This window comes from Acinetobacter sp. UBA3461, from assembly GCF_002381195.1.
GTDB classification, from domain to species: Bacteria; Pseudomonadota; Gammaproteobacteria; order Pseudomonadales; family Moraxellaceae; genus Acinetobacter; species Acinetobacter schindleri.
The window spans coordinates 331,282-357,990 of the sequence record NZ_DFRO01000027.1; the positions used below are offsets into that span (position 1 = coordinate 331,282).

Genomic DNA, 26,709 nt, shown 5'->3' on the forward strand with positions numbered 1-26,709 from the left:
CAATGTTTCTTATTGTCGCGCTAAACGAATAGGGCGAGGCATCCATGTGAAGTCCGATACACGGCAAGGGTTGATATCCAATCCACCACGGCGTGTATAGGTCGCATATACCATCAGCTTTTCCGGTTTCAGATTTTGCCAGATATCGGCAAACATCTGTTCCACACATTGTTCGTGAAAACCGTTGTGCTGACGATACGAAATAATATAAGCCAAAATACTCTTATAACAAGGTTTTTTGCCCTGATAGCGTATAAATACTGTACCCCAGTCCGGTTGTCCAGTGACTGGGCAGTTACTTCTTAATAAATGTGAATAGAGTTGTACTTCGATATTTTCATCGCTGTACTGATCTAAAGACAATAAAGAAGCATCTGGATGATTTTCCAGGCGTTCCGGAGTCAGGTCATCAATACAGATACCTTCAGGCTTGGAAATTTCAAGTTCATCAACATGGAACAGATCTAGCTTTACGTCCGCTTCAGCGGCTTTAGATAAATCCTGTTCGACTGTCGCAATAAAAGCTGATTTAGACTCAAACTTGGCAAAATTCAGGCTATTGAAATACAGCTTAAGAGATTTGGATTCGATCAAGTTTGGGGAAGATGCGGGTAAAATCATTCGACCAATTGCGACCTGTGGTACACCGGCAGCATTTAACCAGGATATTTCAAAAATATGCCACCAGTCCGTACCTTGTTGAATAGCTTCAATATGAGCATATTTCTCACGCGCAGGTGCACGTGAAATTGGGTACAGAATCTCCGGTTGATATTCTGTTGGATAGTTGGTGTCTTTACCAAGAAGAGAATGTTCTACACTCATTATTCACGCATTCCTGAACCACGAGACAATAAATAGTAAGCAATACCGTATAACACAGCACACCAGAAGGTAATCACAGCCAATGAAATGGAAACATTGACATCGCTATGACCTAAAATGCCGAAACGGAATGCATTCACCATATAGACGATCGGGTTAATTAAAGAGAGATTTTGCCAAAAAGGGCTTAAAACACTGATGGCATAGAATACACCACCTAAATAAGTCAGGGGAGTCAGCACAAAAGTGGGGATAATCGAGATGTCATCAAAGGATTTGGCATACACCGCATTAATAAAGCCACCCAATGAAAACAGTAGCGAAGTAACGAGTACTGTATATATAGTGACGAACCAGTTAGTAATATATAAGTCAGTAAAAAATAGACTCATGCTGGTCACAATAATTGCCACCAAAATACCACGTGCCACGCCACCTAGAACATAGCCCCACAGGATTGCATGTAGCGGTACCGGACTCATAATCAGTTCTTCAATGCTCTTTTGAAATTTAGAACTGAAGAAGCTAGAAGATACGTTGGCATAACTGTTGGTAATGACCGCCATCATGATCAAACCGGGCACAATGAACTGCATATAGCTAAAGCCGCCCATTTCTCCAATCCGTGAACCCACCAGATTGCCAAAAATCACGAAATATAAAGTCATGGTAATGGCAGGTGGAAGTAGGGTTTGGGGCCAGATCCGCATAAAGCGGCGGATTTCTTTATAAATAATGGTATAGAGGGCAACGCCAAGCTGATTTAAATTCATTGCGCAGCTCCATTGAGGTTTTTCTCAACCATTTTCACAAACAATTCTTCAAGACGATTGGATTTGTTACGCATACTACGTACTTGGATATTCTGTGCTTCGAGTAACTGGAACAGCTCATTCATACTATTTGCTTTATCTAAAGTGACTTCCAATGTCATTGGATCGACCAGATTAAACCTCACACCAATAATATCGAGCTGGAGAGGTTCGATTGGTTCGGCCAGATCGAAGATAAAGGATTCTTCATTTAGCTGATTGAGGAAGTTCTTCATGGTGGTGTCTTCTTTAATGACACCACGGTCAATGATTGCAATCCGGCGACACAACATCTCTGCTTCTTCTAAGTAGTGAGTGGTCAGAATGATTGATGTACCTTTATTGTTCATCTCATTCAGAAAGTCCCACATCGAGCGACGCAGCTCGATATCGACACCCGCCGTTGGTTCATCCAGAATTAACAGTTTTGGTTCATGCATCATAGCACGGGCGATCATCAGACGACGTTTCATCCCGCCTGAAAGCATACGTGCCTGTGTAGCGCGTTTTTCCCACAAACCTAGTTTGTTTAAATATTCTTCGGCACGTTCTTGAGCAACTTTCTTTGGAATACCGTAATAACCCGCCTGCGTAACAAGGATGTCGAACGTTTTCTCGAACTGGGAGAAGTTGAATTCTTGTGGTACTACGCCTAAACACTGTTTCGCTTCAGAAGGGTGGGTATCAAGGTTATGACCAAAAATTTCAACAGTCCCAGAAGTTTTTCTTGTTAAAGAACTAATGATGCCGATGGTTGTAGATTTACCTGCACCATTCGGGCCGAGCAGGGCATAAAACTCACCCTCTGGTACATCCAGATTAATACCTTTTAATGCTTGAAAGCCATTGCGATAGGTCTTTGACAAATCCCTTAAGGTCAATGCATCAGTCATGGAGATCTCAAATGGTGAAAAATTGAGATATTGTGAGTGATCTATATAAATAAGCCAAGTGATTGAGTGGGAATTCTTTTATAAAGGTGTGAGAAGATTGTTCAAAGCGTAGTCACTAAAATCACTAGCTTATATATAGTTGTTTACCTTATGCGATTTTTTGTTATGATGTGCGCACTCCTCATATAAGCGCTCATAGCTCAACTGGATAGAGTACAGGTCTCCGAAGCCTGTGGCGTGGGTTCGAGTCCCGCTGAGCGCACCATCTCTTTATTTGAATAAATCCTATCCAATCATAATATTATTAAAGATTAACAACTTAAATCTTTCTATTGTCCGATAATGTTCTAAGGCATTTAGGATACTGGAAAATTTTACGGTAATTTTTGCGGTATATCCTGTTTCTTGAAAAAAATATACCGTAAAAAAGATGCCTAAATTAGTTGTCGGTTTTATAGACTCAAAAGTTGGCGAGTCAAAAATAAGGGATGCTTCTTAGCTCCCTTATTTTTGTTTTCTTGTAGACTAAAAATATCTTTTGGCCTAAGTGTCCGTAATGAATACAATAGACTGCTACAATAAGCATGCAGAAAAATTTACAGCTTCAACGTTTGAAGTTGATATGGAAAGTCTATATCAGCCATTTTTAGCTGAGTTGTCTGAAGGTACTTGGATTTTTGATGTTGGTTGTGGCTCGGGGCCAGATATTCTGGCTTTTAAAAATAAAAGCTATTAGGCCGATGCAAGAGATTATTCAGAAGAACTCGTTAAAAAGTAACTCAGCTTACAGGTATTCTTGTTAAGTTACAGAACTTTTATGAGATTTGGGTGCATTTCGTGCTGGTAGTATTTTGGTATTAGCTCCTTTTTTTTGCTGTGATTTTGGCCATTCCATTATTGGAGGAATGGCCAGAAACTGCGAGTTATATTGGCTTGACTGGATTATTGATTGCAATTTTTAAGCCATGGAAGTGGAAGTTTAGTTAATATCTTTCATACCACGACTGAGCAATAAACTGGTGAAACCTAAACTTGCCGCAATAAAAATCACCCAATTCATAGATGCTGGATGGTTATTAATAAAAAAGAGGCTGACGATATAACTGAGAAGTGCACCCATGGCAAATTGCATTGAAACAGCAAGTCCTGAAGCAGTGCCAGCTTGTTGTGGTAAAAGTTTCAATAAATTCGCAATCGAATTGGCACCAATCGAACCTGTAACACCAACATAGATCATTAGACCAACTATTAAAAGTTCAACGGCTTCAAGTTTGAAAAAGGTAATACACGCCAAATACAGACCGGCGCTACAGGAAATGGCAGACATCACTTTTAACAATTGAAATGCTGAATATTTTTTAAGTGCGCGGCTATTGATGCTGGTGAAAATAATGATTGAGAAAATATTGAAGGCAAACAGGTAGGCGTATTGCTGTGGACTAAAATCATAATAGTGAATAAAAACGAAAGATGAAGCCGTGATATAGGCAAACATTCCACCAAAAGAAAAGCTGTTACAGAGCATAAAGCTCCACGCATATCGATTGCTTAATACGACTTTATAGTTGCTCATGACTCCGGCAGGTTGTGTCTTAGGAGCAGGAGAATGGATGCTAAATTTTGCCCACAACATACACATCAGTGAATAGTGGACTGCTCCCAGTATCCTAGACACGAGACGGCCTCATTTTGAAGCTGCCTCAAAGGCTTCTGGACTCATCCCATCGAGATGCGAATGACGCCTGATTCGATTGTAAAACATCTCGATATAATCAAATACATCTGCACGCGCCATTTCTCGTGTTTTATAGATCCTCTTTTTAATTCTTTCCTTCTTTAAGCTGCTAAAAAAGGATTCAGCAACAGCATTGTCCCAACAGTTTCCACGACGACTCATACTCGGAACTAAATTATGCTTCTGACAGAATTTCTGCCAGTCTCCGCTACTGTATTGTGAGCCTTGGTCTGAGTGTATGATCACAGGTTCATTGGGTCTGCGTCGCCATACCGCCATTAAAAGGGCATCCAAAACGATATCCTTGGCAAGCGTAGGTTTCATTGACCAACCGATGACTTTCCTTGAATATAAATCGAGAACCACAGCCAGATATAACCAGCCTTGCCAAGTGCGGATGTAGGTAATATCAGTCACCCACGAGGTATCAGGTGTGTTTACAACAAATTCTCGATTTAAATGGTTAGGTGGCACAATCTGAGGACGACCACGACCATAGCTTTTATGCTTCTTATATCCTCGAACAGCGGCAATGCCATTGTTCTTCATGATCTTCAGCACACGATTCGGTCCACAGCTTTCACCTAGCTCTTTAAGATCCAGCGTGATGCGACGATAACCATAGATACCATAACTGGCATCATAAGAAGAACGGATCAGTTGTAATAACCGTTTGTCTTCAATTGTTTTGCCTGATTCGGGTTCATGTAGCCAGGCATAATAGCCAGCACGAGCAATCTTAAGAACCCGACACATCGTCTTAATCTTAAATTGATGGCTGTACTCAAGGATAAACTGATACTTTACTCGGGCAGGCTTGCAAAGTACCTTGCGGCCTTTTTTAAGATATCCCGCTCTTCTTCAGTTTGCTTAAGCTGACTTTTAAGACGAAGGATCTCTTTCTTTGCTTCGAGTAGTTCATGTTCATCAGGGTTGTTGCGTAAAGGCTGTACGGCCTTTAGCCATTTATAAATGCTGTGCTGTGATACACCTAAACGTTCTGCCACATCAGTGACAGAATATCCACGTTCAGTAATCAATTTAACAGCTTCTTCTTTAAATTCTGGGGTGTATCGTTGTCCACTCATAATGTTCTCTCCTATGCAAAAAGAATAGACGAAATTTGTCTAGGAGAGTGGTGGCAGTCCATCCAGCTCCAAAATGAGGCTGTCTCATGTCTAGGATACTGGGAGCAATCCAGATTTTATATTCATACTGACGTATAGTGCAAATCGAATCTTCATAGTTTTTTTTCTAAATTGTTTATTTTTAGAATAAAGATAAAAAGTATAGGACTTAGAAATATCCATAGAGCCACAAAGCTAATACTGGAGCTAAACTGGGTACGTAATAAAAACATCGCGACGAATAAGAAAATACCTGCAGCGAATTTAGTGTACGTAGGAAAATCCGCTAAAAAAGCGTAATGAGATTTTCGGGTTTTTAGGATCTGCTTTTCACTTACCACATAAAAACCAAAACAGCTCAGCCAAAGCAGACCGATCACTGCAATCCATATCATATTGATGATTCCTGTTGAGTGATTTTTAATTTAGCCTGAATTTTATTGACCGCTTTTTGCTGAATGGGCGTAATTTTTTGGTGTAAAAATAGGGCAAAAAGGGCCAAGGTCCATAACATTAGCTCAATACGCAAAAAAGGCCAATAAGTCGCAAAAGAAGCAATATATTGCTGGGAAACTAAATAATAAATATCAATCAGGGGAAGTATAAAGGCAGCACAAATCAGAAGTTTAAGCTGCATTCTCCATATATGCTGCTGTGGGGTTACACATGCCAGGATAAAACTGCCAAGCCAGATACTGAAAAAACTATAAATCTCATAATTTGGTGCACCTGCAGGAATACTGATAAAACGATTCGCATAGAGATAACCCAGCATGGAAAGTGGCAAGCCAATTATCATGGTGATATTTAAGCGGTTCACCAAATAATGTCCGAGATGGAACCGCGCTGATTTTTTCTGCATCTGGCGTTTCAGACTCCACAGCAGCAGTCCGGACGCAATCATTGCGCAGCCTAAAATGCCAGAGAAAAATAACCCTAAACGTAAAATAGGTTCGGCAAAACGTGCCATATGCAAGCCATACATGCCGGCATTGAGTGTGGCAATTGCACTTTCATTGCGTGTACTTTCAAGCAATTTTCCGGTAGTCGCATTTAAAATAAGCTGTGCCTGATTTCGGGTAATGGAATGATCTTTGAGCTGTGTTAAGGTTATGTGTGCCAGCTGGGTATTGGGCTGCTTGACCGTGATATTGTCAAATTCTGCCTGTCCCCAGTGTTGCTGCGCCGTGCTAATAAAATGTTGAATTGGCAGCATCTCGGTTTTCACCGGAACCACAGAGTTGGCCAATACATTGACTGTGCGAATTTCTTCAAAATACTGAAAGGGATTGTCTGGATAGAGTTTTTTCATGCCGGAAGGCAGTACGATATAAAAGAAAATCGCCAACCCGGTAAATGTCATGGTCAAAAAGAACGGCAGAGCAATCACTGAACTAACATTATGAAAATCCAGATAGGAGCGCTGCCCCTTAAATGCTCTTAAGGTAAAAAAGTCTGTCAGGATTTTTTTATGGGTAATAATTCCTGAAATCAGAGTCAGTAACATGATAAAGGCAGCAATCGTCACAATGAGACGACCAATGGTGTAGGGCATACCATAGAGCTGAAAATGAAAATTATAGAAAAAATCGCCCCCTTGTGTGGCTGAAAGCTGTAATTCTTTTCCTGTCGAGGCATCTAGGGTTTTGACTTCATAGCCGCCATCTGCTTTTTGCCAGTAGACTTTATTCACAGGCGAGTCTTGATTGGCGACTCCGATATACCAATTTTGGGCATCTGGTGCATGCTGCTGTAAATAGCTGTAAGCAGATTTTAAGGCAGTTTCCTGACTGACTTGTATTGAGGCAAATTCAGGCTGCATCCATATACTGATCTCATGTCGGTAATAGGTGACGGCGCCTGTTAAAAAGATCGCGAAGAGCAGCCAGCCAAAGCTTAAACCTAACCATGAATGTAACCATGCCATGGATTGACGGACAGATTTATGCATGGTTTAACCTATGAAGCGGGAGAAGAGAAATAAAATAAGTAAAGGAATCAGGCTATAGATAGAAAGCTTTTTTAAGCTTTGGATACAGAAGATTGCAATCACAAAACAGACATAAAAAATCAGGGCAGTAAAGGCGGCCAAATAGACAGACTCAGCTTTAGGCAAATAAGCTTGTAAAAAGTAAGCCAGATCGAGTGCGATTAAATAACTGCACAAGTAGCCAATACCAAAGGTCATGCCTAAGCGATAGAGAATGGCGAGTGGCTGCATTACAGACATCATATTTGGCCTTGAATAAATCTATACTGATGAAAATCTAAAAAATTTAATGAACAAAACTTAAAGTCGTTACCAGATACTGTTTTTTATAGGCCTGCTGATTTAACTTTCCTGCCTTGTCTGCTTCTTTGCTGACTTCAATGACATATTGACCTTTCCATGGCGTGGCGATCGTAATTTGGCCTTGGCCGTTGGTGGTGTATTTTTTTAGCCAGAATTGCGGGGAAAAGACTGTGACTTCAACATCCGCAGCAGCTTTACCCTGATACAGCACAGTGAATGTATTGCTGTTGATCTGGGTCGGGACAATATCCAGTTCGGACTCTGCTTTCAAGTTTTGTCTGCCGGATTTGGCATGATAGCTCAGCAATGATTCTCCATAGATCAATTCATGACTGAGCTGGACATCGGTCTGGCCTTGGGTTGCATAGAGCAAATGATCCTGTTGCATTTGAGGACTAAATGTTTTTTTGGCCTGAACGGCCTTTGCCTGATTGAAAGACTTGAGGGCACCTTGCTGCGTTTCTTTGAGCTGTTCACTATATTCACCAAAGAACGCATGAGTCTGCTGATTTGTGCCACGTTCTAGCCAAAGCATATGCGCCTGAGCTGAAAGTGTCATAGACAGGCCAAGGGTCAAAGCGATCATTTTTTTCATTTGTTTTACCTATTTTTGTGTATGTAGTGATGATTTAGCCCTGAACATGTCGTCAAGGCTAAGCTTGAAAATCAGTATTTAAATTTCACGGCAACGCTGTAATTCGCTGGTGCACCATAAAAACCTTGCTGGTTCGGGAAATTGAACAGATATTTTTCATTGGTCAGGTTATTGCCATTTGCTTGCAAGGTCATATGCTCATTCAGTTCATAGCTGGCCATTAAGTTCACGAGCGCATAGGCATCCTGCTCAATGACTCCAGCTTTCTGGGTAATCACTCCATTGGCGGTTGCTTCAGGCACATCCAGATAGGTTTGATCCTGCCACTGCACACCAAGGCCCAGTTTCAGTTTTGGAATTTGTGGCACCTGATAGGTCGTTAAAAGATTAAAAGACTGGGTTGGATTGAAGGTACGCGCATCACCGCCATTGATCAGATCTTTCAGGCTAAACTGGGTATAACCAAAGCTTAAGTTAAAATGGTCGCTCAGTTGTCCCGCCAAGCCAAACTCGTAGCCTTGGGAACGCAGGTCACTGACCTGAGTTGTGCGTAAAGTCGGGATACCATCAGAATCACGAAGCGGATAATTACTTTGCTCCGTTCTGAACACAGCCATGGTGGCGGTAAGCTTGTCATCTAGCCAAGAACCTTTGACTCCGACTTCATAGCTTTCACCTTCGATCGGTTTGTTAATGCTGCCATCATCTGCTTTGGTGGTTTGCGGACGGAAAATCGAGGTATAACTCAGATAGCCTGTATATTCAGGGCTAAAGTTATAGGTCAGACCGGCATAGGGTAAAACTTTATCTTCATCATAAACAGTATCTTTTCCATAACTACTGCCACTGCTTTCAGCCTGAACGTAGTTCGCACCTAAAAGCAGTTTCAGATCATCATTCAGATGCAGTCGGGTCGCAGCATAAAGGCTCTGGTTCTTCTGCCGGATATGCATTTCACCACTGGTTTTCGACATATCCCAGCTTGGTTCTTCGGGTGTAAAGCTGGCTAAATCTGTGGTCAGCGGATTGACAAAGCTGCCAGCATAACCCAATTCATCCAGACGATTTTTGGCCCAGACATAGCCCAATGAGGCTTCATGGCGTTGTCCCCAAAGCGGATAGGTGCCGCTAAAACTCAGGCTGGCTTGTTGTTCTTTATTGTCATCAATATACATGCCTGGGTAGAGGAAGATGCCTGAAGTGCCATTTGCGCCAGGTTTGCCGGACAGAAACAAGAGCTTTGAATCGCGTTGTGTACGTTTTTCATCATAGGTCAGTTTGGCTGTCCAGTCGCCACCCAGTTTTTGTTCAAGCTCGGCAAAGTAACTTTTAATATTGCTATCCCAGTGGGCCCAGCTTGGACTGTAATTATAATTCCGTGAGTAACTGAGCTGCTCGCCTTCAGTATTGATCAGTGGATTAGAACCCCAATTGACACCATCCGGCTTGTGATTAGTTTCGGTATAGCCAGCAGTCAATAGAGTTGTGTCAGTAATATCTGCCTCCACAACAGCACCTATGCCGTTTTTTTCCAGTTCATAACGATCCAGATAACTGTCGCCTGTTTGTTGATAGCCAAATACACGACCTCTGACTTTTCCATCTTGGGTGAGAGGAGAGGATACATCTACTTCATAGCGCTGCGTATTCCATGAGCCATAACTGGCATTAAAGGCTGTTTGAAGGTCGGATGTCGGGCGTTTGCGAATCATATTAATAGTTGCGCCGGGATCGCCAATTCCATTATTTAAGGCATTCGCGCCTTTGACCACTTCTACACGATCAAACAAAAAACTGTCTGGATTATCATTATTATAATTATAGCCTTCGAGTGGAATACCAACGCCATCGACTAAAACATTTGAAATCTCGAAACCTCGGGCAAGGTACGAGGTCCGTTCTGTTTCCTGATTACTGACGATAATGCCAGGGGTATTGCGCAGTACGTCCCGGGTATTATCCAAAGCAAAGTCATCCAGCTGCTGGCGGGTAAGGACATTGACTGTTTGCGGCGTTTCCTTGAGTGGAATATTCAGTTTTGAAGCGGTTGACGAATTTTGGATGATATAAGCTTTACTCTGTTCAGAGCTGAGCTCACTCTGTTCTGATTCCGCTGTGACGGTAATCGTTGGTAGTTGCTGAGTATCATCGGCAAAACTTTGCTGTGTAATTAAAATCGAAAAACTGAGTAAAGATAGCTTAAATGATGAAGGAACGGTGTAAGACATTCTGTTTAATTTAAGTGATAATAATTATCATTAATATTATTGTTTAAATTTCCTTAAAGCAATCTAAACACAATAGAAAATATGAATGAAAAATGAGTGAATGATAGGTAATTCGACAAGTAAAATTTGGATCTAAAAAGAAAGAACAATAAAAGGATCCCCTAAAAAATGTTTTATTAACTTACTTTTTGCTCCTGCCATAATTTTTTTTATATACTGCCTATAATTTTTCAAATTCTGAATTTGAATGTGAACAAGATTTTAAAGTGATTCAATGCAGTAAATCTAAGTTGGGCCAAAATTGGGTTAATGAATTTTTGTATTCTATAAAATTAATTTGAAATGAATAGGTTAGGTTTTGAGTTCAATTGATGCCATCTTAAAAATAATAATTTAATCTATTTAATTGATCTAGTTTTTAATGTATTTCAATAAAAGTAAACTAGGATCTGACACTACTCAAAAGAGTAGTGTCAGATCAAGACCTTTTATTTTTAAAATCAATTAAGATTTATTTAAATTTCCAAGTGTAATCAATATTTACACGGGTTTCATTATCAGAACGGAAAGCCATACCTTGTGCAGGCATATCATTACGATAATGACTGTAACGCGCGCGCAGGTTTAAGCCTTCAAGCTTACCTGTTGGAATGCGATAGCTTAAATCGAAATCTAGTGCATCTTGTTCAAATTCTTCGCCCGGTAGATTTCTAATTTCAATATCCACTCCTTTACTATAACGGGTCATAAATTTAAGACCATTAAGTGCCGTGTCTTTAAAATCGTAGTCATAACGGACGTGGTAGACTTTTTCATTAATATTCGTAAAGTCAGCACTCATACTGTCTAGGAATACTGCAGGTTCAGCCCCTGCTAATGTAGGTAGGGCAGTATCACCAAACGATTGCATATAGCCAAGACTAAATGTGTGATTGCTACGATTCAAACCGAAGATCCCGCTGAAGTGCTGGTTCTCGATATCACCTGCAAGGGCATCACCTGAATCTTCACTCATGAACAAACGTAAATCAGATAGGAAATTACCGATGCCAATATCATGTTTGGTTTTTAGACCCAAGAAATTTTGTTGATATACATCATGTAAGTCTGCATGAAAAATTTGTGTCGCAATCTGAGCATTTACCTTATATTCAGCCCCTAACATATGCAGGCCAGAAGATTCAGCAGTAGTGTTGAACCGTCCATTAGGATTACCTACTCGAATTTTTTCATAGTTAGTAGAATCTCGCTGGTTGACACGGTCTGTATAAAGGGCGTGAACCTTCAAGTTTTCTATTTCATTAAACTGGAGATGAGCACCACGATAGTTCTGCTGAAATAGACGGGCAGGGCTGGAAAATAATACAGGAAACATCGGTGTTAATGTCCCTACATGTAAAGTCGAGTCCTGTACTTTTGCCTTGGCGGTCCAACGGATTTCACCATATTGGTCAGCACGCTTTCTGTCTTTGCCTACAGGTAATAAACCTGAAGCAGCATACTCATTGACACTATCACCCAATAAGTTAAAACCTGCCAGGCCTAGAATATCTACACCAAATCCGACCACCCCTGGCGTATAACCAGAATTTGCCTTTAAGATAAAACCCTGTGCCCAGTCACGTGCTGCTGGAAAATCATCTCCGCGCTTATAATCACGATCAAAATAGAAATTACGTGCTGTCAATGTGACCTGTGAATCATCAGTAAAACTGTTTGCAAACGCAGGAGCTAAAACTACAGGCGAAAGTATCCCCAAAAAGATTGCAGAAAATCTCATAATATTGTCCCTATATATTTGAATAGAGCTGAACGTCATGTTCAGCTCATCATAATGAAGCGATAAAAGTGTTATTAACTTACAGTTGAGCTTTGGAAATTCAGTTGAGCTGCGTGTTTATTTTGTAATTTTGACAGGCTAAGAACAGTCATAATCGCAAGAACGAAAGCACCCGCATAATAGCCATACAAGGTAAGGGAAGAAATACCGCCGTCTAAGAATGCACCAGCAACCAATGGGGATAAAATTCCACCAATACGGCCAAAACCAATTGCAGAACCCACACCGGTAGCACGAACATCTGCTTCATAAATTGATGGTGACATAGCATAAAGACCTGCTACACAGCCATTTGACAATACGCCCAGAAAAACAGATAGGATAAAGGCAATGGTAAGTGTGCTAGTACTATTTACAAAAAGCAGAATTAAAATAGCGGTTAATGCCAGGAAGGCAGCTTGCACATAGAATATACGTAAACGTGCACTGATGAGACCAATCAGGGCTGCACCAAACATCCCTCCCGCACTGATCAGTACACCTGCAGTCACCCCTTGTTCAGTCGTCATGCCATTTGCAGACAAGATTTTTGGTGTCCAGCTCATTACGAAGTAGAAGCCAAACATCACGAAGAAGAAACTTAACCAAAGAAAAATAGTTTGTAAGCCAAGACCGGCAGTGAATAATTTGGCAATTCCTATTTTAGGCTGTGCTGTATTATGGATAACTTCAGGAAGCTGAGGAATACGAGTTAAACCAATACGTTGGCAGAGATGATTAATACGATCCAAAGCATTTTTTGGCTGTTTGACCAGCAGGTAGTCAAGTGATTCAGGTAAAGTGAAGTATGCTACCACCAGCATTAACATGGTCGTTAAGCCACCTGCAAGGAACACAGAACGCCAGCCGAAATGGCTGATCAAAGCAATTGCGATCATACCACCAATAGTTGCACCAATTGCATATCCAGTGGACTGCAAACTTACTGCCAAGCTTCTCCAGCGTAAAGATGCATATTCACTGGCAATCACATTACTGCTCGCTAAAATACCACCAATCCCCAGACCAGTAATAAAACGCATAATACCGAGTTGAGTTGCATTCTGTACTAGTGAAGCAGCAATCATGCTGACACCACTAATGAGTAGACAAAGCAGGATTAACGGGCGACGACCAATTTTGTCTGCCCAAGGTGCCAGGAATAAAGAACCAGCCCCCATACCAAATAGACCAGCACTTAATAAAGCACCTAATTGCGCACCTGTAAGTCCCCATTCAGCTGATACCGATGATGCAGTGAATGCCATCACCAGCACATCGAAGCCATCGATGACATTTAAAAGAACACAGATACCGATAACAAACCACTGATATCTATTCATGGTTTTGTTATTCATTTCCTCACGAGGGTTCTGAACCATTTACTTTCTCCATGGAATCAGACACCTAAACCAGCTTATACATCTACTAATAAACGTGATTAGTTTATTAGTCTTGCATAATTTTTCTGGTTAAAAGGTGTCATCCTAGTAATGTTTAAGATGTCCATCGCAGATCAGAACCCGTCCATGTTCTGTTACTGAAGATTTATTCAGCTTATTTGCGATTTGCTGAATTTATCATTATTGGATCCAAATTCAAGCATAAAATAAATGTTTTAATCGTTTTTATGGATTAATTGGATCCACAGAACCTAGGAAATCATTGAATAATCGAGTGAAATACTAGGAATTAAAAAGTATGAATACAGGCGTTCATTTTGTAAAAAACAATATGCATGATCAATTACTTAGCATATAAAACATAAATGAGTATAGAAATCATGCAATATCATCAAAGTATGGCACGCAAGTCATGAGCAGTTTGTTTGAGCAATGGAAGGATATTTTGTATTAAATAATTGGCATCAATCCGATTGCTTGAGCCAATACAGTTTAGCGCAGCTACAGTATCTCCCTGCATATTTAAAATCGGTACGGCCATCGCAGTAATTCCTAATTCATGTTCTTCTGTAGAAATACAGTAATCAAGCTGACCCACTTCCTGCAATATTTTTAAAAATACTTGAGGATCCGTAATCGTGTAAGGAGTGAGTCTTTTCAGGTTGAATTTATCTAGCCATTGCTGTTGGGCTTCAAAACTTAAACGTGAGAGCAATATTTTACCCGTTGATGTTGCATAAGCAGGCAGGCGATTCCCCAGATGTACACCAAGCGGACTAAGTTTGCTGGTATCAATTTGGGGAGCAATACTTTTTGCGACAGGTACGACTTCATGCTCATCCAGCACTACCACCGAATAGCTTAAAGCAGTTTTTATGCTTAAGAGATTAAGCATGGGCTGGGCAACTTTCGGTAAATATGCAGAACTGAGATAAGCACTGGAAAAGCGTAGCACCTTATAGGTTAGCCAGTAAAAATGTTCATCTGTATCGAGATAACCTAGAAATTTGAGTGTACGGACATAGCGTCGTGCCGCAGTACGGCTTAGTCCGGTACGTTCAGCAATCTGAGTAACATTGAGCTTTTGACGTTCAATACCGAAGCATTCTAGCAAACTTAAACCTTTTGCTAGACCTGCAATGTAATCATCATATTGAATAGACTCATTATTATTCTCACTAAAAATTACATCCTTGCGCAATTATATATCCCTCATTAGTTAATTTCTTAAATATCTTGTCCGATCATCGGACAAAAGTCACCTATTTCGGTAGGGATTGAGGCTAAAGTCTAGGCAGAAACATAAAAATTTCTTAGCTTGTAAAAAAGGATGGCTATTAAGGAATTGTCAGCATATGGAAATTTTAAATACTAAAGTCGCAATTATTGGTTCAGGTCCAGCAGGATTATTGCTTGGACAATTACTCTATAAAGCCGGTATTGATCATATTTTAATTGAGCAGCGTAGTGCTGAGTATGTAGCAAGCCGTATCCGTGCTGGTATTCTCGAGCAGGTATCTGTTGACCTTTTGGCTGAAGCCGGTGTAGATGCTCAACTCAGAGAAAAGGGCTTACCACATAACGGTATTGAAATTCTAACCAATGGTGAGAAACACCGTGTGGATCTAACCCAACTCACCGGAGGTAAGCAGGTCACTGTTTATGGTCAAACTGAAGTAACCAAAGACCTGATGCAAGCACGTACTGAAGCGCAATTAACGTCTTTCTACGAAGCAAGTAATGTACAAGTTCATGAATTTTATGGTGAGCAGCCTTCGGTGACATTTGAAGATGAAGGCCGTCAGGTCACGGTTCAATGTGATTTTATCGCTGGTTGTGATGGCTACCATGGTGTATGCCGTGCAAGTGTTCCTGAAGATAAAATCAAGACCTTTGAAAAAGTCTATCCATTTGGCTGGTTGGGTGTACTTGCAGATGTACCACCAATAGCAGATGAGTTGATTTATGTACAATCTGAACGTGGTTTTGCATTATGCAGTATGCGTTCAAATACACGTAGCCGCTACTATTTACAGGTCCCATTAACAGACAAAGTTGAAAACTGGTCAGATGAGCAATTCTGGGAAGAGTTGAAAAACCGTCTTGATCCTGAAAGCCGTGAAAAGTTAATCACAGGTCCTTCAATTGAAAAGAGTATTGCACCATTACGTAGCTTTGTAACAGAGCCAATGCGTTTTGGGAAATTGTTCCTGGCAGGGGATGCAGCGCATATTGTGCCGCCAACAGGTGCTAAAGGTTTAAATCTTGCTGCATCAGATATCGCATTCTTGTCTAAAGCCTTGATTGAATACTATGACAATGGTTCAGAAGCCGGCATTGATAGCTATTCGGAAAACTGTTTAAAACGTGTCTGGAAAGCAGAACGTTTTTCTTGGTGGATGACACATTTACTTCATCGTTTTGAAACAGAAACTGAGTTTGAACATAAAATCAAACAAGCAGAATTAAGCTACATTTTAGGATCAGAAGCAGGTCAGACGACACTTGCTGAAAATTATGTAGGCTTACCGCTACAAAAAGCGAGCTAAGTGCAAATTTAAAGACTTTTGTTATTTAAATCTGCGCTAGATTCAAAACACATCGAGTTCATTTGAGCTCGATGTGTTTTTTTATTTTAGAGAGAAGGTATTCATTTACAACATTCACATTCTATCTAGAAAATGGCTTAAACAAATTGACGGAATTCACGCGCTGTTTGTTGTAGTAAAGGCAAAATATGCTGTTGTAAATACTCTTTACTGGTACGTCCAGTAGGAGATACGATATTTAAAGCAGCAACCACATCGGCACGGTGATTATAAATTGGAACTGCGAGCGCATGAACACCAAGTTCATGCTCTTCTGCTGAATAGCAAAATTCATCAGCACGAATTTGCTGTAATAGAGCTAAAAATGCCTGATTATCTGTATAGGTGTATTTGGTCAGTGATTTTAAAGGATATTGCTCAAGCCATTCTTGCTGTGACTCAGGACCTAAATAACTCAATAAAACTTTTCCTGCTGAAGTAGCATGCGCGGGTAACCGATTACCGAGATGTAAGCCATAAGGATTGACTCGATCAGTTTGTTGATGGGCGGCACTACGCGCGATGGTAATCGCCTCAAAACCATCCAAGACCATCACAGAGTAAATTAATGAAGTTTGCTGGGTCAGTAAATTAAGAAGTGGTTGAGCAATCTTGGGTAACTGTGCTCCACTCAGATAAGCCCCTGAAAATTTAAGTACTTTGGGACTCAAAGAATAAAAATGTCCATCAAAATCTAAATAACCAAGATATTCCAGTGTCAGTAAATGACGACGTGCAGCAGCTCGTGTAAGTCCTGTCTTTTCAGCTGCCATACTAACGTTTAAACGATATCGATCATTGGCAAAGCAATCCAGAATCGCTAGCCCCTTACTTACTCCAGCAATAAAATCTTCATGACGAATTATTTTTTTATTTTCAGGATTCTGGATCAGCTGATCGCGGGCACCGTTATTGATTGTCATGTTAATTCCTTAATCTTCATATATTAATTCACTCACTATTTTTACAATTGCTTTATTCAATTCTGAGAATTAATAAAATTTTTGTTCGATCATCGTGCAATGATTATGTAAACCGTACAAAACTATTTTTAAACCGTAGTCGAAAGCTTGGAATTTATCAAGAATAGATCACACAGAATCCTAAGGATTTTGGTTGGAATTTGTTCTCCGTCCAGAATGTGTTCCAACCAGAACCTTAGGTTCTCAAAATTTTTGTACTGAGTGGCAATACATGGAGTTATTTGATGATCGATAAAAGTTCTGCCTCACTGGTCGAAGCACTTTCACAAATCAAAGACGGATCTACCATCATGATCGGTGGTTTTGGTACTGCAGGTCAGCCTGCTGAGCTGATTGATGGTTTGATCAAACTTGGTGTGAAAGATCTGGTGATCGTCAATAACAATGCCGGTAATGGCGACTACGGTCTGGCTAAATTACTCAAAGCTGGTGCAGTGCGTAAAATCATCTGCTCATTCCCGCGTCAGTCTGATTCCTGGGTATTTGACGAATTGTACCGTGCAGGAAAAATCGAATTAGAACTGGTTCCTCAAGGTAACCTGGCATGCCGTATTCAGGCTGCAGGTATGGGCTTGGGTCCAATCTACACCCCGACTGGTTTTGGTACATTGCTGGCAGAAGGCAAACCAACCATGAACTATGAAGGCAAAGACTACGTTTTAGAAAACCCCATTGAAGCTGACTTTGCTTTAATCAAAGCACAGCAAGGCGACCGTTGGGGTAACTTGGTGTACCGCAAATCGGCCCGTAACTTTGGCCCAATTATGGCCATGGCTGCAGATGTTACTATTGCGCAAGTTGCGGAAGTGGTTGAGCTTGGGGCATTAGATCCTGAACACATCATCACCCCGGGTATTTTTGTACAACATGTTGTACGAGTCAAACCTGTACAGTAATCACGGATTAGGAGAAAAGAAATGAGCTATACCAAACTGACCCGTGACCAAATTGCTGAACGTGTTGCACAAGACATTCCAGACGGTGCTTATGTCAACCTGGGCATTGGCTTGCCAACCAAAATTTCGAACTACCTGCCTTCAGACAAAGACGTGTTCTTGCACTCTGAAAATGGCTTATTGGCTTTCGGTCCGCCACCTGCAAAAGGTGAAGAAGATCCTGAGCTGATCAACGCAGGTAAAGAATATGTGACCTTGCTGGAAGGCGGCGCTTACTTCCATCACGGTGATTCATTCGCGATGATGCGTGGCGGTCACTTAGACATCGCGGTACTAGGTGCATTCCAAGTGGCTGAAAATGGTGACCTGGCTAACTGGCATACTGGCGCACCGGATGCGATTCCTGCGGTAGGTGGTGCAATGGACTTGGCCGTAGGTGCGAAAAAAGTCTTTATTACGACCGATCACGTGACTAAAAAAGGCGAACCGAAGATTGTCGCTGAACTGACTTATCCTGCAACAGGCTTGAAATGTGTAGACCGTATTTATACCGACCTGTGCGTGATTGACGTGACAGATGAAGGCATGAAAGTGATTGAGAAAGTCGAAGGGCTGTCATTTGAAGAATTGCAGTCGATGACGGGTGCAAAACTAGTTGATGCGACTCGATGAGTATAAATAGACAGACATCGCTATTTTTAAACGACACATTGAATAGAGATTGAACGTTCCTTCTCCCTCTGGGAGAAGGTTAGGATGAGGGGAATTTCCAGACATCCTCTCCCTAACCCTCTCCTTCAAAGGAGAGGGAACTTTATAAAGAAGAGAATACTCCATGAAAAACGCATATATCGTTGATGCCATCCGTACCCCATTCGGCCGTTATGCCGGTGGACTGGCAGCTGTCCGTGCAGATGACCTAGGTGCGCTGCCAATTAAAGCATTGATGGAACGTAATCCATCGGTGAACTGGGAACAGGTCGATGATGTGATCTATGGCTGTGCCAACCAGGCCGGTGAAGACAACCGTAACGTGGGTCGTATGTCGGCTCTCTTAGCCGGTTTACCGTACCAAGTGCCTGCAACGACAATTAACCGTCTATGTGGTTCATCGCTGGATGCGATTGCGATTGCAGCACGTACCATTAAAGCGGGCGAAGCAGAACTGATTATTGCCGGTGGTGTAGAAAGCATGTCGCGCGCACCTTTCGTCATGGGCAAGTCAGAAACGGCTTACGGTCGTAGTCAAAAGATTGAAGACACCACCATGGGCTGGCGTTTCATTAACCCGAAACTGAAAGAAATGTACGGCGTAGAAACCATGCCGCAAACGGCAGAAAATGTCGCTGAACAGTTCGGGATCAACCGTGCCGATCAGGACAAATTTGCCTTGACCAGCCAACAACGTACAGCTGCAGCGCAAGCCAAAGGTTTCTTTGATAAAGAAATCATTCCGGTGGTGATTCCACAACGTAAAGGCAATCCGGTGGTCGTGGATAAAGATGAACATCCACGTGCGTCTACCACTGCAGAAGCGTTGGCAAAACTGAAACCTGTGGTAAAAGCAGACGGTACGGTAACGGCGGGTAATGCATCTGGTATTAACGATGGTGCGGCTGCTCTACTGATTGCTTCTGATGAAGCGGTTGCTCAACACGGCTTAAAACCACGTGCCAAAATTATTGGCTCAACAGTTGTGGGTGTTGAACCACGCATCATGGGCTTTGGTCCAGCACCTGCCATCAAGAAACTATTGGCGCAAACTGGTCTGACTTTAGAGCAGATGGATGTGATTGAGCTGAATGAAGCTTTTGCTGCTCAAGCTTTGGCATGTACACGTGACTTGGGTATAGAGGACGGTTCAGAGAAAGTCAATCCGAACGGTGGTGCAATTGCTTTGGGTCATCCACTGGGTGCTTCAGGTGCGCGTTTGGTGACGACTGCACTGAACCAGCTGGAACAGACTGGTGGTCAATACGCTCTATGTTCAATGTGTATTGGTGTCGGTCAAGGCATCGCTTTGATTATTGAACATGTATAAATTTAAATACCTTTCATTTTTTGCTTAAAAACAAAACAATGAAAGGTATTTAAAACGAGTTAGAAAAAGGATATTCAAATGAGCCAATTGTACGCAAGTCTATTTTACCAAACTGAGATCACTGCAATATTTAGTGATGAAGGGGTAGTGCGTTATATGTTGCAAGCAGAAGCAGCATTGGCTCAAGCTCAGGCAAAAGTGGGTGTGATTCCTGCTTCAGCGGCAGCAAATATTGTATACGTTGCCCAACAACGGGTGAATGAGATCATTGACTTTACTGCGCTTGCAAGTGCATCAGGACTTGCTGGAAACATTGCGATTCCCTTTGTGAAACAATTGACGGCTGCGGTTAAAAAAGTCGATGAAGATGCTTCGCGCTATGTGCATTGGGGGGCGACAAGCCAAGACATTATTGATACTGCATGTGTTTTGCAGTGTCGTGATGGCTTAAATTTAATTGAGGCTAAACTCATCCAGGCGATAGCAGCAACTCGAAACTTGACCGAACGCTATCGTAACCAAGTCATGATTGGTCGGACATGGTTACAACAAGGCCTACCACTAACCTTTGGTCATAAAACTGCCCGCTGGTTAGCAAGTTTGCAACGTGATCTTGAACGTGTACAAGCACTTAAAAATTCTACCCTCACTGCACAATTGGGTGGAGCCGTTGGCACACTTGCGTCACTTATTGATCAAGGTAGTGCAGTTGTAAAGGCGTTTGCAACAGAACTTCAACTCAATGTCCCGGATTGTACTTGGCATGGCGAACGTGATCGTATTGTGGAAATTGCCCATGTGCTTGCCACAATTACAGGGAACTTGGGCAAGATGGCACGCGATTGGTCACTGATGATGCAAACCGAAATTGCAGAAGTGTTTGAACCCAGCGGAGCAGGACGTGGCGGATCATCGACGATGCCGCATAAACGTAATCCTGTTGCAGCAGCCTCAATTCTGGCAGCAGCCAATCGTGTCCCTGCACTCATGTCGAGTATCTATCAAAGTATGGTTCAGGAACATGAACGTAGTTTGGGGGCCTGGCATGCTGAGTGGCTGGCACTGCCTGAAATCTTCCAATTGTGTGCTGGTAGCCTGCAACGCGCGATAGAAGTTTTTGAGGGCCTGGAAGTCCAGAAGGACAATATGTGCCGCAATCTAGAATGTACTCAGGGCTTAATTATGGCAGAAGCCCTCATGATGTCTTTGGCACCAAAGTTAGGCCGACTCAATGCCCATCATGTGGTTGAAGCCGCATGTAAACAGGCAGTTGCTGAACAGCGTCACTTATTAGATGTAGCACAAAATCATCCTGAAATTTTAGCTGTATTTAATTCGGAACAATTAAGCCAGATTTTTAATCCACAAAATTATTTAGGTAATACCCAGCAGCAGATCGATGCAGTATTGCAACGTGTTCAAGGAAAATAGTCATCATGACACTTATCAATAATCGTAATGGCCAACAATTGGCAGTTTACACTTTTGGTGATACCGCTCATCCAGCCCTTATTTTTTCGAACTCATTGGGTACAGATCACGGCATGTGGCAGGCTCAAGTTGCTGCATTTGCTGAAGACTACTTTGTGATCTGTTATGACACCCGCGGTCATGGTAAAAGTGCGGTCATTGAAAATATCACGCTGAGCGACTTAGCTAATGATGTCATTGATATTCTTGATCACTTCAAAGTTGAAAAAGCGCATTTTTGTGGTATTTCGATGGGCGGAATCACTGGTCTGCAATTGGGTTTAATCGCGCCACAGCGTTTCCTGAGTATTACCATTGCCAATTCAGCCGCGAAGATTGGACAAGCTGAAGCATGGTTATCACGTGCAGATGCGGTCGAAGAACAGGGATTGGCCGATATTGTCAGCACCACACACACCCGGTGGTTCAGCAACAAATTTGATTATATCCACGATCGCCTTGCACAGCAGACCATTCAAAGTTTGTCGGTGACACCGCCGAAAGGCTATGCAGCATCGTGTCGTGCACTCGCTCAAGCTGACTTACGTGAACGGATTGCAATGATTCAAGTCCCTTGTCTGGCGCTATGCGGTGGGCTTGATCCTGTGACAACGGTGGCAGATGGCGAATTTATGCAAGCGCATATACCGAACTGTGAGATTGCGGTGCTAGATGCTTCACATTTATCAAATATTGAGGTTCCACAAGAATTTAACCAAGTCTTTGCAGAATTTATTGCAAAGCACTGATTTCAATTAAAGATCATCATGGAATGAAGGTGTTCCTCAGACATCTTCAATCCGCCTTATAAACTTGAAAGAGTGTATTTATCATGAATGATGAAGAACGTTACAAACAGGGAATAGAAGTGCGCACGGAAGTGTTAGGTGAAGCACATGTCGGACGCTCTTTGGAAAATTTAAATGACTTTAATGAAGACTTCCAAAACTTCATCAGTCGTTTTGCCTGGGGAGAAGTATGGTCACGTCCAGGTTTACCACGTCATACCCGTAGTCTGGTAACTATCGGTATTTTGCTCGCATTGGGTCGTGAAGCTGAGTTACGTATGCATATTCGTGCATGTTTTAACAATGGTGTGACCAAAGATGAGCTTAAAGAACTGTTTTTACATGCTTCTTTATATGCAGGTTTACCTGCTGCAAACGCTGCAATGCACATGGCAGAGGAAGTTTTTGTAGAACTTGGTATTGCATCGACCAAACTTAAATAACGGACGATTTTTTAGGATTGAACAAGGAGAGATTCATGATTCAGAATCAACTAGGCGCTTATGCGCAACGTAATACGGATGATCATCCACCGGCCTATGCACCGGGTTATAAAACCAGTGTGCTTCGTTCGCCGAAAAATGCACTCATTTCAATTGCGCAGACACTGACTGAAGTAACGGCACCACATTTCACTTCAGAACTTTTAGGGCCTAAAGACAATGACTTGATTTTGAACTATGCCAAAGATGGTTTACCTGTTGGTGAACGTGTCATTATTCATGGTTATTTGCGTGACCAATTTGGTCGCCCGGTTAAAAATGCCCTGATCGAAGTCTGGCAGGCAAATGCTTCTGGTCGTTATCGTCATCCAAATGACCAATATATTGGTGCAATGGATCCTAACTTTGGTGGTTGTGGTCGTATGCTGACGGATGAAAATGGTTTTTTCATTTTCCGTACCATTAAACCGGGTCCATATCCTTGGCGTAACCGTATCAATGAATGGCGTCCTGCACATATTCATTTCTCGGTCATGGCAGATGGCTGGGCACAACGTCTCATTTCGCAATTTTATTTTGAAGGCGATACTTTAATTGACAGCTGCCCAATTCTAAAAACGGTTCCTTCAGAGCAGCAACGCCGTGCTTTGATTGCCCTGGAAGACAAGAGTAATTTCATTGAGGCTGACAGCCGTTGCTACCGCTTCGACATTACTTTACGTGGTCGCCGCGGAACTTATTTTGAAAATGAATTAACGTGATAAGGAGCATCATGATGAACGGTTGGAATTTTCAGGAATTACATGAAACACCATCTCAAACAGGTGGTCCATACGTCCATATTGGCCTGATGCCCAATCAGGCAGGTATTGAAGTATTTGAGCATAGTTTTAATAACCAATTAGTTAAAGCTGAAACCCAAGGTGAACATATTCGTCTTGAAGGTCAGGTTTTTGATGGTCTCGGTCTACCTTTACGTGATGTATTGGTTGAAATCTGGCAGGCAGATGCAAATGGCGTCTATCCAAGTAAGGCAGATATTCAGGGTAAACAGGCTGATCCACATTTCTTTGGTTGGGGCCGTGCAGCTGCAAACTTTGAAACGGGGTTATGGAGCTTTGATACAATTAAGCCAGGCGCTGTACCGGGGCGTAAAGGTACCCGTCAGGCACCGCATATTGCTTTAGTCATTTTTGCACGTGGTATTAACTTAGGTTTACATACCCGTATTTACTTTGATGATGAGGCAGAAGCCAATGCTAAAGATCCATTGCTGAATGGAATTGAATGGGCGCCACGCCGTCAGACTTTAATTGCCAAACGTGAAGAATGTAATGGTGAAGTGGTCTATCGTTTTGATGTACGTATCCAGGGTGATAATGAAACGGTATTCCTAGATATCTAAGCGTTTGAAGGAAAACTAAAACGACAAAAAAGGTCAGGGATTTCACTGACCTTTTTTAATTACTTTAATTTTTGTTTTAGTCTAATACCATAAAAGCTGCACTTGTTTTGGCAACTAATTTGCCTTGCTGCCAGGCTTCACTTTCGATACTGAGAATTTTACGCCCTTCTTTAATAAACCACGCTTTTGCCTGTACTTCACCGACTTCACATGGTCGAAAAAAATCCATCGATAAATTAATCGTCGCGGCAGGTTTTGAAGTCTGATTTAGTGCTGCCAAAATCCCCATAGCATCATCAAGCATAGCGCAAATCATACCGCCTTCGATGCTACCGCGCGGATTGGTAAAGCTCTCGAGCGCAATGTAGTTCACGGTAAGTTGACGTCTTTCAGCATCCCATTGAATATTATGTCCCCCCAATAAATGATGAATTGGTGGGAGATGTTCCAGAATCTTGTTTTCCATAGTGATGAATCCTTCAATCTTTACAAATACTTATTTTTTCTCATTCTTTTATTTTAAGGTAAATGCATCATAAATCACCGCCTTACCTAAACGCATTGCACTGCCTACAGCTACGGTTTGGTTTAACCAGGCATATTGGAGTGCACTGGTCTCGAATTGCATAGTCAACTTGAAATAATACTGACTTGGATCGACATCTTTACCTGTACTTAACTGTTTCAAAATTTCAGGTGAAGCATGTCGGTAACCTTTAGTCTGTAAATAAATCAATGCGCCGTCATCAGTTTTCAAAAGATATCGTGTATCGATAATCGCTAGGCCTTTGCTATCTACGATTTGCCAGTCTGCGCCATTGTTGAGAATACGTCCTCTAAATGAAGGACCTTCAAAAGTGCCGCCAGTAATCGGAATAATCCGTCTTTGTCCCATATCCGCCGTTTTGCCTAACTCCCAAACTGGAGCATTTAATTCAACCTTGAAAGTGGCCAAGGGTTCAAGTTTAAGTGGTGGAGGCGAAAACTGTGTATCTGCATAACTGAGTACAGATAGATTTAGGCCGATCCAAATGCCAAATAAATATTTCATTTATCATCCTTTAAAATAAAAAAGGCCCTAAAAACTAGAGCCTTTGAAGGTATTATTTAAATTTCCATGTGTAATCAATATTGATACGGGTTTCATTAGCCGGTTTAATATTGGCAGTAATCGGCATATCATTATCATAAATTGCATAACGTGCACGTAGCCCAAGGTTTTTCAGTGGGCCATTTTGCACGGTATAACCTATGTCAAAGTCGAGTTCATCTTCCTCAAAATCGGTGCCTCCGAGTTGCGGCGCATAAATATTGCTACCATAGGTATAACGAGTCATAAAACGTAAACCCGGAACATAATCTTTAAAGTCAAATTCATAACGGGCACTATAAACACGTTCTTTGGCATTTAAGAATTCGCCGGTCCATGTATCGATGGTTAAGCCTGTTTCACCGCCAGTTAGATAAGGAAAGGCTGTGTCACCTAGATGATGGAAAGTCGAAAGACTAAATTTATGGTTTTGATGCTTTAGCTCTGAGTGGCTATGGATTAGATTATTATCTACTTTACCTGCTTTAGCAGCACCATCAGCGTCACTCATATAATAACGTAGTTGGCTGGTCAGTGCGGTATCTTCATTAAAGGCATGCTTGTAGGTGACGCCCAATAATGATTGATGATACAGATCTTCGACATCCATATGGAAGGCTGTCAGTTTTAGCGGATAATTGTTGAGATCATAATGGCCACCAAGATAGTACAAATGATCTGTTTCAACCGATCTATAACGGCCGTTTACCCCAGAGATTTTAATGTTTTCATAATTGGTCGAATCACGGTGATTAACCTTGTCTATATAGGATGCTTGTAAATCGAGACCCTGCACATCTTTAGACTGAACTGCAACCCCGCGATAGGTCTGAGGTAACAGGCGCGCAGGGGAACCAACAAGTACTGGTGTCATCGGTTGTAATGTACCGATGCGGACTTCAGTTTGAGCAACTTTGGCTTTAGCCGTAATCCCAATTTCCCCATATTGATCTGCTGGCTCATTGGTTCTGGCATTACGTGGCAGGTTTCCTGTACCACCATACTTTGCATCAGCATCCAGCTTAAACCCTGCGGTGGCCAAAATGTCGATACCAAATCCAATAAGGCCTTCGGTATAACCTGACTGGGCTTTTAAAATGAAGCCTTGGCTCCAGTCCCGGAATGCCGGATAGCGGTTTTCAACCTGGAAATCGCGATCAAAGTAGAAGTTGCGAGCCGTTAAATCCACTTTACTTTGCTCAATAAAACTATTGGCAAAAGCAGGTGTAGTTAAAAGTAAAAACGGTGTGATCCATAAATTTTTCATCATTATTT

27 protein-coding genes and 1 tRNA gene are annotated in these 26,709 nt (G+C 41.8%); 11 read left to right on the forward strand and 17 right to left on the reverse strand.

Features of this window, described 5'->3' with window-relative positions; genetic code table 11:
• Positions 1 to 9 precede the first annotated feature (9 nt).
• The 3 genes from queF to B3D47_RS09025 are packed head-to-tail and all read right to left on the reverse strand — an operon-like array spanning position 10 to position 2,530.
• Positions 10 to 825, reverse strand: a complete 816-nt coding sequence (gene queF / locus B3D47_RS09015) for an NADPH-dependent 7-cyano-7-deazaguanine reductase QueF (protein WP_286861494.1) — start codon at positions 823 to 825, stop codon at positions 10 to 12.
• Positions 825 to 1,598: an ABC transporter permease gene (locus B3D47_RS09020; protein WP_004815236.1), complete on the reverse strand. Its 774-nt coding sequence runs from the start codon at positions 1,596 to 1,598 to the stop codon at positions 825 to 827. Before B3D47_RS09020 ends, queF begins: the two co-directional genes overlap by 1 nt.
• Positions 1,595 to 2,530, reverse strand: coding sequence for an ABC transporter ATP-binding protein (locus B3D47_RS09025; RefSeq protein WP_286861497.1), 936 nt, complete (start codon positions 2,528 to 2,530; stop codon positions 1,595 to 1,597). The genes B3D47_RS09020 and B3D47_RS09025 overlap by 4 nt, the downstream gene beginning before the upstream one ends.
• Before the next feature lie 189 nt (positions 2,531 to 2,719).
• Here B3D47_RS09025 and B3D47_RS09030 point away from each other — a divergent pair.
• Both B3D47_RS09030 and B3D47_RS09035 read left to right on the forward strand, forming a co-directional pair.
• Positions 2,720 to 2,795: transfer RNA gene (locus B3D47_RS09030), tRNA-Arg, on the forward strand.
• A gap of 291 nt (positions 2,796 to 3,086) precedes the next feature.
• Complete coding sequence (locus B3D47_RS09035) at positions 3,087 to 3,266, forward strand: hypothetical protein (protein ID WP_376747599.1); 180 nt, start codon at positions 3,087 to 3,089, stop codon at positions 3,264 to 3,266.
• Between the two features lie 243 nt (positions 3,267 to 3,509).
• On the opposite strand, the gene B3D47_RS09040 is transcribed toward B3D47_RS09035, so the two are convergent.
• The 10 genes from B3D47_RS09040 to B3D47_RS09080 all read right to left on the reverse strand — a co-directional run bounded on the left by B3D47_RS09040 (position 3,510) and on the right by B3D47_RS09080 (position 14,931).
• Complete coding sequence (locus B3D47_RS09040; protein WP_180184646.1) at positions 3,510 to 4,205, reverse strand: MFS transporter; 696 nt, start codon at positions 4,203 to 4,205, stop codon at positions 3,510 to 3,512.
• A gap of 9 nt (positions 4,206 to 4,214) precedes the next feature.
• A protein-coding gene (locus B3D47_RS09045; protein WP_242787166.1) for an IS3 family transposase occupies positions 4,215 to 5,353 on the reverse strand; the annotation gives its coding sequence in 2 pieces (ribosomal slippage) (positions 4,215 to 5,095 and positions 5,095 to 5,353; 1,140 coding nt in all).
• A gap of 152 nt (positions 5,354 to 5,505) precedes the next feature.
• The gene (locus tag B3D47_RS14775; protein WP_312441386.1) at positions 5,506 to 5,787 is read right to left on the reverse strand and encodes a hypothetical protein; all 282 of its coding nucleotides are present in this window, start codon (positions 5,785 to 5,787) and stop codon (positions 5,506 to 5,508) included.
• Positions 5,784 to 7,343: a PepSY-associated TM helix domain-containing protein gene (locus B3D47_RS09050; RefSeq protein ID WP_286861503.1), complete on the reverse strand. Its 1,560-nt coding sequence runs from the start codon at positions 7,341 to 7,343 to the stop codon at positions 5,784 to 5,786. Before B3D47_RS09050 ends, B3D47_RS14775 begins: the two co-directional genes overlap by 4 nt.
• 3 nt (positions 7,344 to 7,346) lie before the next feature.
• Positions 7,347 to 7,625 (reverse strand): hypothetical protein, encoded by a 279-nt coding sequence (locus B3D47_RS09055; RefSeq protein ID WP_286861506.1) that lies wholly within the window; start codon positions 7,623 to 7,625, stop codon positions 7,347 to 7,349.
• A 43-nt stretch (positions 7,626 to 7,668) separates the two neighbouring features.
• Positions 7,669 to 8,280, reverse strand: coding sequence for a DUF4198 domain-containing protein (locus tag B3D47_RS09060; protein WP_286861508.1), 612 nt, complete (start codon positions 8,278 to 8,280; stop codon positions 7,669 to 7,671).
• A 71-nt stretch (positions 8,281 to 8,351) separates the two neighbouring features.
• Positions 8,352 to 10,508, reverse strand: a complete 2,157-nt coding sequence (locus B3D47_RS09065; RefSeq protein WP_286861510.1) for a TonB-dependent siderophore receptor — start codon at positions 10,506 to 10,508, stop codon at positions 8,352 to 8,354.
• 511 nt (positions 10,509 to 11,019) lie between these two features.
• Entirely contained in the window at positions 11,020 to 12,288 is a 1,269-nt protein-coding gene (locus B3D47_RS09070) for an OprD family outer membrane porin (protein ID WP_180185549.1), read from the reverse strand.
• A 74-nt stretch (positions 12,289 to 12,362) separates the two neighbouring features.
• A complete protein-coding gene (locus B3D47_RS09075) occupies positions 12,363 to 13,709 on the reverse strand; it encodes an MFS transporter (protein WP_273798747.1) in 1,347 nt (448 codons plus the stop codon).
• Between the two features lie 412 nt (positions 13,710 to 14,121).
• Entirely contained in the window at positions 14,122 to 14,931 is an 810-nt protein-coding gene (locus tag B3D47_RS09080) for an IclR family transcriptional regulator domain-containing protein (RefSeq protein WP_163165528.1), read from the reverse strand.
• A 154-nt stretch (positions 14,932 to 15,085) separates the two neighbouring features.
• On the opposite strand from B3D47_RS09080, the gene pobA reads away from it, so the two are divergent.
• Positions 15,086 to 16,279: a 4-hydroxybenzoate 3-monooxygenase gene (pobA, locus tag B3D47_RS09085; protein ID WP_163165530.1), complete on the forward strand. Its 1,194-nt coding sequence runs from the start codon at positions 15,086 to 15,088 to the stop codon at positions 16,277 to 16,279.
• A 137-nt stretch (positions 16,280 to 16,416) separates the two neighbouring features.
• Here pobA and pcaU read toward each other — a convergent pair whose 3' ends face one another.
• Entirely contained in the window at positions 16,417 to 17,241 is an 825-nt protein-coding gene (gene pcaU, locus B3D47_RS09090) for an IclR family transcriptional regulator PcaU (protein ID WP_004892336.1), read from the reverse strand.
• A gap of 284 nt (positions 17,242 to 17,525) precedes the next feature.
• Here pcaU and B3D47_RS09095 point away from each other — a divergent pair, with 284 nt between their 5' ends.
• From B3D47_RS09095 to pcaG, 8 genes are all read left to right on the forward strand, one after another.
• Positions 17,526 to 18,197 carry a 3-oxoacid CoA-transferase subunit A gene (locus tag B3D47_RS09095; protein ID WP_119879465.1) on the forward strand — a complete coding sequence of 224 codons (672 nt, stop codon included), beginning with the start codon at positions 17,526 to 17,528 and terminating at the stop codon, positions 18,195 to 18,197.
• Between the two features lie 21 nt (positions 18,198 to 18,218).
• Positions 18,219 to 18,869 (forward strand): 3-oxoacid CoA-transferase subunit B, encoded by a 651-nt coding sequence (locus B3D47_RS09100; RefSeq protein ID WP_286861522.1) that lies wholly within the window; start codon positions 18,219 to 18,221, stop codon positions 18,867 to 18,869.
• Positions 18,870 to 19,032: 163 nt separating this feature from the next.
• Positions 19,033 to 20,238 (forward strand): 3-oxoadipyl-CoA thiolase, encoded by a 1,206-nt coding sequence (pcaF, locus tag B3D47_RS09105; protein ID WP_286861525.1) that lies wholly within the window; start codon positions 19,033 to 19,035, stop codon positions 20,236 to 20,238.
• A 78-nt stretch (positions 20,239 to 20,316) separates the two neighbouring features.
• On the forward strand, positions 20,317 to 21,669 hold the full coding sequence (locus B3D47_RS09110; protein WP_163171091.1) for a 3-carboxy-cis,cis-muconate cycloisomerase: 1,353 nt from the start codon (positions 20,317 to 20,319) through the stop codon (positions 21,667 to 21,669).
• Between the two features lie 5 nt (positions 21,670 to 21,674).
• Positions 21,675 to 22,457 carry an alpha/beta fold hydrolase gene (locus B3D47_RS09115; RefSeq protein ID WP_163171092.1) on the forward strand — a complete coding sequence of 261 codons (783 nt, stop codon included), beginning with the start codon at positions 21,675 to 21,677 and terminating at the stop codon, positions 22,455 to 22,457.
• 83 nt (positions 22,458 to 22,540) lie between these two features.
• Positions 22,541 to 22,939 (forward strand): 4-carboxymuconolactone decarboxylase, encoded by a 399-nt coding sequence (pcaC, locus tag B3D47_RS09120; protein WP_163171093.1) that lies wholly within the window; start codon positions 22,541 to 22,543, stop codon positions 22,937 to 22,939.
• 35 nt (positions 22,940 to 22,974) lie between these two features.
• A complete protein-coding gene (gene pcaH / locus B3D47_RS09125) occupies positions 22,975 to 23,700 on the forward strand; it encodes a protocatechuate 3,4-dioxygenase subunit beta (RefSeq protein ID WP_119879474.1) in 726 nt (241 codons plus the stop codon).
• Between the two features lie 14 nt (positions 23,701 to 23,714).
• Complete coding sequence (pcaG, locus tag B3D47_RS09130) at positions 23,715 to 24,344, forward strand: protocatechuate 3,4-dioxygenase subunit alpha (RefSeq protein WP_163172676.1); 630 nt, start codon at positions 23,715 to 23,717, stop codon at positions 24,342 to 24,344.
• Between the two features lie 76 nt (positions 24,345 to 24,420).
• Here pcaG and B3D47_RS09135 read toward each other — a convergent pair whose 3' ends face one another.
• From B3D47_RS09135 to B3D47_RS09145, 3 genes are read right to left on the reverse strand one after another with little or no spacing between them, the layout of a single operon-like run.
• Positions 24,421 to 24,810 (reverse strand): PaaI family thioesterase, encoded by a 390-nt coding sequence (locus B3D47_RS09135; RefSeq protein WP_114541905.1) that lies wholly within the window; start codon positions 24,808 to 24,810, stop codon positions 24,421 to 24,423.
• 48 nt (positions 24,811 to 24,858) lie between these two features.
• The gene (locus B3D47_RS09140) at positions 24,859 to 25,395 is read right to left on the reverse strand and encodes a DUF3237 domain-containing protein (protein WP_286861529.1); all 537 of its coding nucleotides are present in this window, start codon (positions 25,393 to 25,395) and stop codon (positions 24,859 to 24,861) included.
• Between the two features lie 52 nt (positions 25,396 to 25,447).
• Entirely contained in the window at positions 25,448 to 26,701 is a 1,254-nt protein-coding gene (locus B3D47_RS09145) for an OprD family outer membrane porin (RefSeq protein WP_286861603.1), read from the reverse strand.
• Between the last annotated feature and the right edge of the window lie 8 nt (positions 26,702 to 26,709).